Here is an 11,337-nt window from a genome sequence, read left to right as displayed (position 1 = left end):
GGGCTGTCGTCGGCGACGGAGACGCGGACGGTGCGGGTGGGCAGGAGGACGACCACGACGGTCGGCGCCTGGCAGCCCGCGTGGCGCCAGGCGTTGACGTACAGCTCGTGGAGGGCGAGTTCGGCGTCCGCGATGAGGTCGTCGGGCCAGGAGGCGAGGGCGAGCGCGGCGCGCAGCTCCTCGCGGGCGGTGGACCAGTCGGGCGGGCAGAAGGCACGCATGAGAAACCTCCGAGGGAGAGGCAAGGTGGGGAGGAGAGCGTCACCGTGAGCCAGGCCAGGCCGAAGCCGGTTGCTCTGCGGTGCAAAAGGGCAGCAGGCGCCTACTGCCCTGTGAACAGGCATTACTGACGCACCATCGGCACATCGATGAGATGACGCTACAGCAACCGAATCACCCGTGATACACAATCGGCCCAGGTTCACTCTTGGGTGCGCAGGTGGACCCGCCCGTGGGCCGCACTGCACACTTGGATCACCCAAGGCAAGGAAGGAACCCATGCCGCCCCGACGCAACCCAACCCTCCGTCAGCGCCGCATAGGTGCCGAGCTACGGAGAATGCGTGAGGCTGCCGGACTCACTGCTCCGCAACTCTGCAAAGCGCTGGGAATCGACAGGACTCAGGTCAGCCAGATGGAGTCCGGCAAAGTCGGCGTGAGCCCCGAACGGTTGAAGTCGTTCGCTGCGGCCTGCAAGTGCATGAATGCGCCTCTTGTCGACGCGCTTGAGGACATGCTCCAAGACCGGTCGAGAGGCTGGTGGGAGGAGTATCGGGGGACAATCCCGGACGGCTTCCTCGAAAACGCGGAACTGGAGAAGAGCTCGCGTGAGCTCATGATCTGGGTCCTCACTCACATCCCCGGACCGTGCCAGACCATCAGCTACGCGTCTTCTGTCTTCGGCCGCCTGATTCCGCCTCTGCCGCGACATGAACTGGAGGCCCGCATGGCCTTCAGAGTGCAACGCAAGAACGACCTCCGGCGCGACCAGAAGCCCCTGACCGCCTTCATCTACGAGTCGGCGCTGTGGACGAGGTTCGGCGGCTCCCAGATCCTGAAGGAGCAGCTTCAGTCGCTCCTTGAGGACTCCGAGCAACCGTGGATGACGATCAGAGTGGTGCCGTTCGATGTCAGCACGTTTCCCGGAGCGGTCGAAAACCTCACCTATGCGTTCGGTGCCGTATCAGAGCTGGACACCGTGGAGCTTGAGTCGTCCCGAGGATCCATCTACCTCGATGCTGTGAGCGAACTGACAAGCTACCGAACGATCTTCGGCCGCACCGAGGAGTCAGCACTGAGCGAGAGTGACTCGCGCGAGCTGATCCACAAGATTGCACGAACCCTGTGAGAGGCCGAGGATGCCTGATATCAACTGGCAGAAGTCGTCGTTCAGCGGCTCAGGTAATGACTGCGTCGAGGTGCGCTCCATGAACGGGCTGGTCGAACTCCGGGAGTCCGACGACGGCGACATCATCCTCCACACCACCGGGTCCGCCTTCGCCGACCTCCTCCGCACCATCAAAGTCGGCGAACTCGACCACCGCGCCTAACCGCCAGCGGCCCTCGCTCGTTTCGAGCGAGGCCCGCTGACAGTCATCCTGGTCAGTCCTCGGTGGGGCCGAGGACCCGTTCGAGGAAGTCCGGGAGTGCGCGCTTCACTCCTCCAAACGCCTCGTGGCCGGCTCGGTAGCGCTGCCAGCCCACCGGGTGCCCCCAGTCCGCCAGCACGTCCCGGACCTTCGCCCCACTCTTCTCCGGGATGATCCAGTCGAACGCACCATGGCCGATCCAGACCGGCAGGTCCACCGCGACGGCCGACCGTCGCGACGCCAGCAGCGGGACCGCCTCGTCCGGAAGGAACGGTGCGTACAGCGCCAGCCCCGCCAACCGCTGCGGATACCGCAGCGCCAGCACCAGCGCCATCAGCGCCCCCTGCGAGAACCCCGCGACCACCGTCCGTCCGGCCCCCACCCGCGCGGTCTCCTCGTCCAGCACCGCGCGCAGCCGCCGTTCGACGGCGAGCACGCCGGGGAGCGACGCCGGGCCCGGGTTCTCCAGGGAGAACACGTCCTGTTCGAACCAGGCCCGCACCGGGTCGCCGGAGACCCGGCCGATCGGCCGCAGCGGCGCCTGCGGGAAGACCCCCCGAATGCCCGCCCGATCCAACCCCAACCGGTCGGCCACCTCCACCAGGCTCTCCGGGCCCTGGCCGAGCCCGTGCAGCCAGAGGACCGTCGCCCGGTGCCGGCCGACCGGTTCGACCACCTCGACCGGCAGCCGCGCCGCGCCCACCGCGTTCGCGCCGCTCACCGGACCGGGGCCTGACGGGGCTGCGCCGGGCGCTTGAACACCATGGACGCGTACTGCCCGCCGAAGCCGAAGGAGTTCTTCAGCACCGTCGCCACCGGCCGCACCACCGGCGTCAGCGAGGTCTTCACCGCGCAGGCCGGATCCGGTTCGGTGCAGGTCACCACCGGCGGGACGACGCCCCGCGTGAGGGTGAGCGCCGCCGCCACCGTCTCCACCACCCCGGACGCGGCCGAGCCGTGCCCGGTCAGCGACTTCACCGCGCAGACGTCGAGCTCCGCCGTCCGCTCGCCGAACACCCGGTGCAGCGCCCGGGCCTCGGTGATGTCGTTGAGCTTGGTGGAGGTGCCGTGCGCGTTGACGGTGTCGATGTCGTCCGGCGTCAGCCCGGAGCCCGCGATCGCGGTACGCATCACCCGCTCGACCATGCCGACCTGCGGCGCGGTGATGTGGGTGGTGTCCACCGCCAGGCCCCAGCCGCCGACCACCGCGTGCGACCCCGCGCCGCGCCGGGCGGCGTGGCCCGCGGTCTCCAGGACCAGCGCCCCGGCGGACTCGTTGATCACCATGCCGGAGCGGCGCCGGTCGAACGGCATCGACGAGAGGGCCGGATCGCCCTTCCACCGGGACAACGCCATCAGCTGCCCGTACTGGGAGAGCACGTACTGGGTGTTGCGGGAGACCGAGACCGCGACCACGGCGACCTCCACCCGGCCGAGCCGCAGCAGCCGGACCGCCTCGGCGATCGAGCGCAGGCCGCCCGAGCAGGTGGCCTCCACCCGGGAGGCGATCAGCGGCACGCCCAGCCGTCCGGCCAGTTCGACCGGAAAGGCCGAGTGGTCCGAGGCCTCCGCCGACAGCCGCCGGCTCCGCAGGTTCTCCAGCACGGCGGCCGGCTCGTTCCCGATCCGCCGGTACCGCCGGCCGAGCTCCCCGAAGTGGACCGCGTAGTCCTGCGGAAAGGAGCCGCTCGGCCCCGGCCAGACCCGGGACCAGACCAGTCCGGCGGCCTCGCCGCCGACCGGGCCGGTGATGCCCGCGTCGGTGAGCGCCTGGTCCACGACGCTGTGCAGCAGGGTGTCGCCCCAGGTGCGGTCCGGGCCGCCCCAGCGTTCGGCCACCTCCTTCCTGATGTCCTCGGGGATCAGGCCGGCCGCCCAGCCGCAGGGCAGCCCGCCGAGGTCCATCCGGTCCTCGGCGACCACGCCCGACCGGCCGGCCAGGTTGGCCGCCCAGAAGTCCTCCACGGTCGCGCCGATCGGAGTGACCACACCCATCCCGGTGATCACGATGTCCTCGCCCGTCAAAGCGTCCGTCAAAGCGTCCGCCGCAGCTCCCGTCACGGTGTCCGTCACAGCTCCTCCTCCCCCCGTGCCCGCTGGTCGCCCGGCTCCCCGGTGACGCCGCCGAGCACCAGGGCGCCGGCCGAGGCGCTGCTCCGGCCGTGGTCGATCCCGGTGATCAGGGCGGTGCCCGACCCCGGCACCGGACGGGCCGCCCCGGTCACGGTGTCCGGGCCGCCGAGTCGCGGGTCGGGACGGCGCAGCAGGCCGACCGGTGGCAGCTGGCCGCGGCGCAGCGACTCGACCGCGAGGGCGGTGTCGATCAGTGCCGAGCACTCCAGGGCGAGGCCCAGGGTGCCCTTGCTGCTGGTCACCGGCACGGCGCCGACCTGGGGCAGGACGGCCGAGCACTCCTCCCGGTCGGCGGCCGGCGAGCCCGAGCCGTGCGCCCACCAGTGGTCCGGCCGGCTGCCGGCCCGGCGGAGCGCCGCCCGCACCGCCAGGCCGGTCGCGCTCGCCCGGTCGGCGGCGACCACCGTCTCGCAGGCGAGCAGCCGGGCCAGGGCCCGGGGCGCCGGGGCGTCCGCCGGGGCGGCCCGCTCCAGCAGGACGGCGGCGGCGCCCTGGCCGAGCAGCGGTCCGGCCCGTTCCTCGTCGAACGGGCCCCGCCCCGGGGCGGCCTCGGTGCCGATGGGTTCGTCCTGGTCGAAGGAGTGGAGCGCGGTGACGGAGGACGGCGGGGCCACGCCGACCACCAGCACCCGGTCCAGTTCACCGCTCTCCAGCAGCCGCAGCGCGAGCGCCAGCGCGCCCAGGCCGCCGGCCGCCACCTCGCCGTAGGCGGCGACGTTGGAGCCCCGGAAACCCGTCGCCATGCAGACGAACTGGCCGAGCTGGGAGGGGATGCCGCGGATGTAGGAGTAGTCCGGCACCTCCTCGTAGAGCAGGGTGGCGAGCGGGCGCGGGTCGTCCAGGGCCATCCCGGCGAGCCTGGGCATCACGTCGCCCAGTTCGTCGCCGGTGCTGCCGACGGCCATCACGGTGCCGCCGCGTTCCGGGTCGCCCCAGCCCGGGCTGTCCGGGTCGCGGCCGGCCTGCCGCAGGGCGAGCCGGGCCGCCCCGACCGCCCAGTGGGCGGCCAGGTTGGCGTACTTGCGGTTGTCCACCCAGGGCTTTCCGGGCGGCCACTCCACGGCGGCGCGGTCGACCGCGGCCACCGGCCAGGGCAGCGGCCCCGCCGGGCCGAAGAGCGACCGGCCGGCGGCCATCGCGGACCAGAGCGGTTCGGTGCCCAGACCGGCCGGGGAGACCACCCCGGTGCCGGTCACGATCACCTCGGACATGGCGCCGTCGCCCATCCCCGCGTCACTCGCCGACCCGGAGCGGGCTGTTCAGGTTGCCCCAGAGCGCGTAGCCGCCGTCCACCGTGATGGTCTGCCCGACGATCCAGGCGGCCTCGTCCAGGCAGAGCATGGCGACCACGTCGGCGCTGTTCTCGGGCGTGGTCATCTGTCCGTCCGTCCACGGGGTGACCGCCTGCTCGTGCCGCACCCCGTGGTTGAAGTCGGGCCGGACGCTGAAGACGCCGGTCTGCACCAGGCCCGGGCGGACGCAGTTGGCGACGATGCCGTGCGGGGCCAGCTCGTAGGAGAGGAAGCGGGTGAGGTTCTCCAGCGCGGCCTTGGCGGCGCCGAGCAGGCCGGCGCGCGGCACGATCCGGCTGGTGGTCGAGTTGGTGATGGTGATGAACCGGGCGCCGGGGCGGCCCTTCATCAGCGGCACCGCGTGCTTGGCCAGCAGCCAGGTGGCCCGGGCGTTGGTGTCCTGGACGAACTGCCACTGGCTGAGCGTGGCGTTCTCCAGCAGGGAGAACTTCGTGGCCGCCGCGTTCTGGACCAGGATGTGCAGGTCCCCGTGGGCCTCGCCGACCTCGGCGAGCAGCTCCTCGGCGGCCGCGGCCTCGGACAGGTCGGCCCGGTGCAGGGTCACCTTGGCGCCGGCGTCGGTGAGTTCGGCCGCGAGCTCCTTCGCGGGGCCCTCCCGGTCGACGTAGTTGATCGCCACGGTGGCGCCCCAGGCGGCGAGCTTGCGGCTGATGCCGGCGCCGATGCCGCGCGAGCCGCCGGTGACCAGGGCCACCCGGCCCTCCAGCGGGCGGGGTACGAGCGGGCCGGGCCGGGGGGCCGGCGGGTTGTGCGCGGTGTCCTCGGTCATCGTGCTGTCCTCTCGCTGGTCCGGGCGGGGGCGGTCGCCGCCCGCGCCGGGTCGGTGGCGGGTCCCGGGGCGGCCGGGTCCGGGGTGAGCGAGACGGCTGCGGCGCGGCGCAGCACCACCACGCTCATCCGGCCGATCGCGTACGTCCGGTCGTCCTCGTCGTGCACCCGCCGGGTGGACTCGACCAGCCCGAGCCGGTCGTCGATCTCGACGGACCGGCCGGTGCGGGTGGTGAACCAGAACGGGGTGTCGGGGTAGAGCGGGCGGACGAAGTCCCAGGCCAGGGTCCGCAGGCCGACGACGGCGGCCGGCGAGCCGTGCTGGACCACCCAGCCGGAGGTGATCGAGTGGATGAAGCCGCCGGGGACGATCCGCCGGGTGCGGTCGAGGGCCCGGGCGAAGGCGTCGTCGTCGTGGACGGGGTGCTTCTCGCCCATCAGGTCGAGCAGCTGGTCGAGCAGGTCGCCGCCGAAGACCAGCGGACCGAACCGGTGGTCGGGCGCGCCCACCAAGTCCTCCCAGTACTTCACGCCGGCACCCCCGTCCGGCGCGTCCGGGCCCCGGCGGCGGCCCGCATCACCAGTCGGCCGCCGTCCACCGTGAAGGTCTGGCCCTGGATGTAGTCGGCCTCCTCGCCGGCCAGGAAGGCGACCAGGCCGGAGATGTCCTCGGGCAGGCCCCAGCGGGTGCCGGCGCCGTCCGAGCCGAGCCGCTCGGCGACGGCGTCGGTCATCTCGGTGCGCACCTTGCCGGGGGCGACGGTGTTGATCCGGATGCCCTTGCGGCCGACCTCGACGGCCAGCGTCCGGGTGAGCGCCTCCAGCCCGCCCTTGGCGGCGGCGTAGGCGCTCTGGCCGGGGCCGGGGATCCGTACGGAGTTGGACGAGATGTTGACGATCCGGCCCCAGCCCTGGTCGAGCATCAGGGGCAGGACCTCGCGGCAGGCCAAGAAGGGGCCGGTCAGGTTGATCCGGAGCACCCGCTCCCAGTGCGCGGTCGGGGTCGCGGCGACCAGCCGGTCGTCGATCACGGCCGCGTTGTTGACCAGGACGTGCAGCGCGCCCTCCTGCTCGGCGATCCGCTCGACCAGCTCGACGACCTGCTTCTCCTCCGCGACGTCGGCGCGGTGGGCGACCGCCCGGCCGCCGGCCGCCGTGACGGCGGCGACGACGCTCCGGGCGGCCTCCTCGGCCTCGCGGTAGACCAGGTGCACGGTCAGCCCCTCGGCCGCCAGGCGGTGCACGACGGCCGCGCCGATCCCCCGCGAGCCGCCCGTCACCAGGGCGACCCGGCCGGCGCCGGGCGTGGTCCCGGGCGTGGTCCCGGGCGTGGTCCCGGGCTCGGACGCGCCGGGCCGCTCGGACACGCCGGGCCGCTCAGACACGCTGGGCCGCCTCGACCACGGCCAGGATCGAGCCGACCGTGCGGCGGTGCTCGGCCGCGGTCTCGTTCCAGTTGTCCAGGTCGAAGTCGACGCCGAGCCGGCGGTTGATTTTCCGGGCCAGCTGGAGAAGGTCCAGGGAATCCAGCCCGAGGTCCTCGACCACCGAGTCGGCCGGGGTGATGGACTGGCCTTCCAGGCCGGATTTGACGTCCTTGAGCAGCTCGACCAGGACGTTGAAATCGGTGTTTTCCGTGGGCGACATAATGTCTCCTCCGAGAGTTCCGAAATACCGCTGCGGACGCTGCCAATGCCAACAGACCGGTAAAGCCCGCCGCAAGGGCCACTCATCCCTCCGGCGCCGGACAATCGCCTCGGCGGAACGCCGCCCGGACCTCCCTTCGCCCTGGCCAGGACGGCGGAATACATCCCACCGCATTCCGGACGAATTGAATCAACCGCTCCCGACAAGCCCTCGTGGTGGCCACTTCGACAACGTCGTACCGTGCAAAGAAGAAGCAAAGGGGATTGACCTTGGGAGAAGTGGATGACTACCGTGGTCGCACCCTTACGTGTACCACCCGGAACGTCATTCGAGGCGATTCACGACATCGCACCGCAGTCGGCTGGTCGAACCGGTCGGACCGGGTTCCGGCCGTTACCGGGAACAACGGCCGACCGGGCGGCACGCCGTGGGGAGGGCGGCAATGGCGCGACGCAAGAAGGCGGTGCCCCCGGCGGCACCGCACTACGAACTGGCCCAGTGGCTGCGCGCCCTGCGCGCGGAGTCCGGCCTCACCTACCGGCAGATGGCCGACCGGATCGCCCGCTCGGGCTGCTCGCCGGCCACCCTGTCACGGGCCGACAGCGGCTCCGCCCTGCCCAGGCTGGGGGTGGTCGAGGCGTACGCGGCGGCCTGCGGGGCGTCGGTCCGCGAGGCGCGGCAGCGCTGGGAACGGGCCGCCACCGGCACGGGCACCGCGGCCGCCCGCGCCGAACGGCGGCCGGGCGCGGCACCGGCGGGCGGGCGGGCCCGAAGACTCGAACTCGTCTACGAGCCGGCCCACCTGCTGGAGGCGATGCACCGGCTGCGGCTGACGGCCGGGCAGCCCTCGCTGCGCGAACTCCAGGAGCGGGCCCGGCACGGCGGCTTCGGGGCGCTGCCGCGCAGCACCCTGGCGGACGTCCTGGCCGGGCTCCGGATGCCCTCGGAGCCGCTGCTGCTCACCTACGTCCGCTGCTGCGGCATCCCGGGGGACCGGATCGCCGCCTGGCGCGCGGCCTGGTTCCGGGCGGTCGGCAATTGCGGCGCGGTTCCGGCCGTCGTCCCCCGGGTGCGCTCCCTCCAACGGCACCGGCCCCGCTACGGCGGTCAGGAGGCCGCCGCGGCGACCGCCTCGGTGTAGAGCGCCGCGACGGTGTGGTCGAAGTAGGCGCTGTACGAGGTGTCGTCGGTGTCGCCGCCCTCCTGGTACCCGCCGATGGCGCCGACGACATGGCCGGTGGCGGTGGAGATCCAGGGCCCGCCGCTGGTGCCGCCGGGGTAGCCGGGGCAGTCGACGACCCGCTGGTAGGTGCTCTGCCGGCCGGTGGTGTTGGTGCACAGCAGCGGCTGCTCCCCGGCGGCGGCGTAGCCGTAGAGCCGGACGGCGGTGCCGAAGGGCTCGTCGGTGCCGAGCGTGTTGCCGCCGACCACGTCCTCGATCCGGCGGCCCTGGTCGTCGGCGGCGGTCTCCAGGATCGCGAAGTCCTCGTCCTGGTCGGCGCCGTGGGACCAGCCGGTGGTGGTGTGCACGGCGGTGACCCGCCAGGTGCCGTACGGGGCCCGGCCGTCGCGGTAGCCGGGGGCGAAGGTCACCCCGCTCGGGTCGTCGAGGCAGTGCGCGGCGGTGAGCAGCAGGTTCCCGGTGGTGCTGTGCAGCACGCTGGCCGTGCAGAAGTGGTTGCCGGGGCCGACGGCGCCGGTGAACAGGGCGCCGACGGTGGCCGCTTCGGGGGTGGCCGGGGCGGTGGCGGTGGTACCGGGCGGCGCGTCGGTGGGGGTCGCCGTGGCGGTGGGGGTCGCGGTGGGCGTCGGCGAGGGCTCAGGCGTCGGCTCCGGTGTGGGCTCGGGCGTGGGCTCCGAGACGGGTTCCGGCGACGCGGTGGCGGTGGGCACCGCGGGGGTCGAGGGCGTCGAGGGCACCGCGGGCGTCGAGGGCGCGGCCGGGAGCGGGGTGCTCGGGGAGGCGACGGCGGTGGCGCGCGGGGTCACGCTGTGGGTGCCCACCACGACGGCCGCCACCGTCAGGACCGAGAGGGTCGTGGTGACCAGGGTCGGGGCCAGGAGGCGGCGGCGGGGGTTGCGGCGGCGATGCTGGCCCATGCGTGGTCGGCTCCTGCCCAGGTCGGCGGCGGTGGGGGACGGTCCGACTATGGTGTCCCGACCTGGGAGGTCAGTGATCCGCCCCTGTGAGCGGCATGAGAATTCAGCCGGTCGCCCCCGTCCGGGAGGTCGGCGGACGGGGGCGACGGACCGAGGGCGGCCGGTGCGGCCGGTGCGGCGGTCAGGCGGTCAGGTGGCCCGTGGCTGTCGGGCCGAGGACTGGCTCTGCGGCAGCTGCGCCCCGGCGCCCGCCGGGGCCTCGGCCGCGGTGCCCGGCGCGCCGCCGGTCGCCCCGGTGGCCTCCCCCGGGTCCGGCCGGTGGTCGATCATCACGAAGGCGATCAGCGCGGCCAGCAGCAGGATGCCCATCGCGACCCAGGTGGCCACCACGTAGCCGTGCACCGCGCCCTGGGCCTGGACGGCCGGATCCCCGGCGCTGGTGACCCGGGCGGCGAGCCAGCTCGCGGTGGCGCTGGCCGCGATGGTGTTGAGCAGCGCGGTGCCGAAGGAACCGCCGACCTGCTGGGCCGAGTTGATGGTGGCCGAGGCGGCGCCGGCCTCGTTCGGCGCGACGCCGAGGGTGGCGAGGCTCATCGAGGGCATGAAGATCAGGCCCATGCCGAAGCCGAGCAGCAGTTCGGCGGGCAGCACCATGCCGGCCCAGGGGCTGTCCACCTTCATCTGGGTCAGCCAGGCCATGCCGGCGGCGGCCAGCAGCAGCCCCGGTCCGATGAGGTTCCGGGACGGCACCCGGGTCATCAGCCGGGCCGCGAAGCCGGTCGAGCTGATGACGATGGCCGCGGTCATCGGCAGGAAGGAGACGCCGGACATCACCGGCGAGAAGTGTTTGATGACCTGGAGGTAGTAGGTCAGGAAGAGGAACAGGCCGAACATCCCGATCATCGCCAGGCCGACCGAGAGGGCGCCGCCGCCCCGGTTCCGCTCGGCGACGATGTGCAGCGGCAGCAGCGCGTGCGGGGTGCGCCGCTCGACCAGGACGAACACCGCGAGCAGCAGCACGCCGAGGCCCAGCGAGCCCAGCACCAGCCAGTCGCCCCAGCCCCGGGTGACGGCCTGGGACGTGCCGAACACGATGGCCAGCAGGCCGCCGCAGCCGAGCACCGCGCCGGGCAGGTCGAGCCGGATCCGGGTGCCCTTGCCGATGTGGTCGCGGGTGAGCACGGAGAACGCCGCGAAGGCGGTGCCGACCGCGATCGGGGTGTTCACGAAGAGGCACCAGCGCCAGTTGAGGTACTCGGTGAGCACGCCGCCGAGGAGGAGTCCGATCGCGGCGCCGCCGCCGGCGATCGCGCCGAAGATGCCGAAGGCGGTGCTCCGCTCCTTCGGATCGGAGAAGGTCGTGGAGAGCAGCCCCAGCGCGGACGGGGCGAGCAGCGCGCCGAAGGCGCCCTGGAGGGCGCGGGCGGCGAAGAGCATGGTGGGGCCACTGGCGGCGCCGCCGATCGCGGAGGCGAGGGCGAAGCCGAGCAGGCCGACGGTGAAGACCCGCTTGCGGCCGAAGAGGTCGCCGAGCCGGCCGCCGAGGAGCAGGAGTCCGCCGAAGGCCAGCGTGTAGGCGGTGATCACCCACTGCCGGTCGGCGTCCGATATCCCGAGATCCTTCTGGGCCGACGGGAGGGCGATGTTCACGATGGTGATGTCGAGGACGATCATCAGCTGGGCGATGGCGATGACCGCCAGGGCCCACCAGCGGCGGGGGTCCGCCGTTCCATGACCGGTGGCAGCTTGGGCGTGGGAGGACACTGGGGGAGCCTTTCCGGACGGTTG

13 protein-coding genes are annotated in these 11,337 nt (G+C 73.1%); 3 read left to right on the top strand and 10 right to left on the bottom strand.

Annotated features, from left to right (window positions below; translation table 11 throughout):
• On the bottom strand, nucleotides 1–221 hold a 221-nt coding region (locus tag ACFP3U_RS33830), incomplete at its 3' end, for an ATP-binding protein (protein ID WP_380229593.1).
• 277 nt (nucleotides 222–498) lie between these two features.
• Between ACFP3U_RS33830 and ACFP3U_RS33825 the strand changes: the two genes are divergently transcribed.
• Together ACFP3U_RS33825 and ACFP3U_RS33820 are read left to right on the top strand one after the other, a co-directional pair.
• On the top strand, nucleotides 499–1,347 hold the full coding sequence (locus ACFP3U_RS33825; RefSeq protein WP_380229592.1) for a helix-turn-helix domain-containing protein: 849 nt from the start codon (nucleotides 499–501) through the stop codon (nucleotides 1,345–1,347).
• Nucleotides 1,348–1,357: 10 nt separating this feature from the next.
• A complete protein-coding gene (locus ACFP3U_RS33820) occupies nucleotides 1,358–1,549 on the top strand; it encodes a DUF397 domain-containing protein (RefSeq protein WP_380229591.1) in 192 nt (63 codons plus the stop codon).
• Nucleotides 1,550–1,601: 52 nt separating this feature from the next.
• On the opposite strand, the gene ACFP3U_RS33815 is transcribed toward ACFP3U_RS33820, so the two are convergent.
• The 7 genes from ACFP3U_RS33815 to ACFP3U_RS33785 are packed head-to-tail and all read right to left on the bottom strand — an operon-like array spanning nucleotide 1,602 to nucleotide 7,449.
• Nucleotides 1,602–2,309: an alpha/beta hydrolase gene (locus ACFP3U_RS33815; protein WP_380229590.1), complete on the bottom strand. Its 708-nt coding sequence runs from the start codon at nucleotides 2,307–2,309 to the stop codon at nucleotides 1,602–1,604.
• Nucleotides 2,306–3,661, bottom strand: a complete 1,356-nt coding sequence (locus ACFP3U_RS33810; RefSeq protein WP_380229589.1) for a beta-ketoacyl-[acyl-carrier-protein] synthase family protein — start codon at nucleotides 3,659–3,661, stop codon at nucleotides 2,306–2,308. The genes ACFP3U_RS33815 and ACFP3U_RS33810 overlap by 4 nt, the downstream gene beginning before the upstream one ends.
• Nucleotides 3,658–4,932, bottom strand: coding sequence for a beta-ketoacyl synthase N-terminal-like domain-containing protein (locus tag ACFP3U_RS33805; protein WP_380229588.1), 1,275 nt, complete (start codon nucleotides 4,930–4,932; stop codon nucleotides 3,658–3,660). The genes ACFP3U_RS33810 and ACFP3U_RS33805 overlap by 4 nt, the downstream gene beginning before the upstream one ends.
• Nucleotides 4,933–4,954: 22 nt before the next feature.
• The gene (locus ACFP3U_RS33800; protein ID WP_380229587.1) at nucleotides 4,955–5,803 is read right to left on the bottom strand and encodes an SDR family NAD(P)-dependent oxidoreductase; all 849 of its coding nucleotides are present in this window, start codon (nucleotides 5,801–5,803) and stop codon (nucleotides 4,955–4,957) included.
• Nucleotides 5,800–6,333: a hypothetical protein gene (locus tag ACFP3U_RS33795; RefSeq protein WP_380229586.1), complete on the bottom strand. Its 534-nt coding sequence runs from the start codon at nucleotides 6,331–6,333 to the stop codon at nucleotides 5,800–5,802. The genes ACFP3U_RS33800 and ACFP3U_RS33795 overlap by 4 nt, the downstream gene beginning before the upstream one ends.
• Nucleotides 6,330–7,187 (bottom strand): SDR family NAD(P)-dependent oxidoreductase, encoded by an 858-nt coding sequence (locus ACFP3U_RS33790; protein ID WP_380229585.1) that lies wholly within the window; start codon nucleotides 7,185–7,187, stop codon nucleotides 6,330–6,332. The genes ACFP3U_RS33795 and ACFP3U_RS33790 overlap by 4 nt, the downstream gene beginning before the upstream one ends.
• Nucleotides 7,180–7,449 (bottom strand): phosphopantetheine-binding protein, encoded by a 270-nt coding sequence (locus tag ACFP3U_RS33785; RefSeq protein ID WP_380229584.1) that lies wholly within the window; start codon nucleotides 7,447–7,449, stop codon nucleotides 7,180–7,182. Before ACFP3U_RS33785 ends, ACFP3U_RS33790 begins: the two co-directional genes overlap by 8 nt.
• Nucleotides 7,450–7,891: 442 nt before the next feature.
• Between ACFP3U_RS33785 and ACFP3U_RS33780 the strand changes: the two genes are divergently transcribed.
• Nucleotides 7,892–8,590 carry a helix-turn-helix domain-containing protein gene (locus tag ACFP3U_RS33780; protein ID WP_380229583.1) on the top strand — a complete coding sequence of 233 codons (699 nt, stop codon included), beginning with the start codon at nucleotides 7,892–7,894 and terminating at the stop codon, nucleotides 8,588–8,590.
• Here ACFP3U_RS33780 and ACFP3U_RS33775 read toward each other — a convergent pair.
• Together ACFP3U_RS33775 and ACFP3U_RS33770 are read right to left on the bottom strand one after the other, a co-directional pair.
• Nucleotides 8,557–9,549, bottom strand: coding sequence for a trypsin-like serine peptidase (locus tag ACFP3U_RS33775; protein WP_380229581.1), 993 nt, complete (start codon nucleotides 9,547–9,549; stop codon nucleotides 8,557–8,559). The two genes, ACFP3U_RS33780 and ACFP3U_RS33775, sit on opposite strands and share 34 nt — an antisense overlap.
• A gap of 189 nt (nucleotides 9,550–9,738) precedes the next feature.
• On the bottom strand, nucleotides 9,739–11,313 hold the full coding sequence (locus tag ACFP3U_RS33770; protein ID WP_380229580.1) for an MFS transporter: 1,575 nt from the start codon (nucleotides 11,311–11,313) through the stop codon (nucleotides 9,739–9,741).
• Nucleotides 11,314–11,337 lie beyond the last annotated feature (24 nt).

Source organism: Kitasatospora misakiensis (assembly GCF_042656005.1).
Classification (GTDB): domain Bacteria; phylum Actinomycetota; class Actinomycetes; order Streptomycetales; family Streptomycetaceae; genus Kitasatospora; species Kitasatospora misakiensis.
This window is presented reverse-complemented; position numbering and strand designations above follow the sequence as displayed.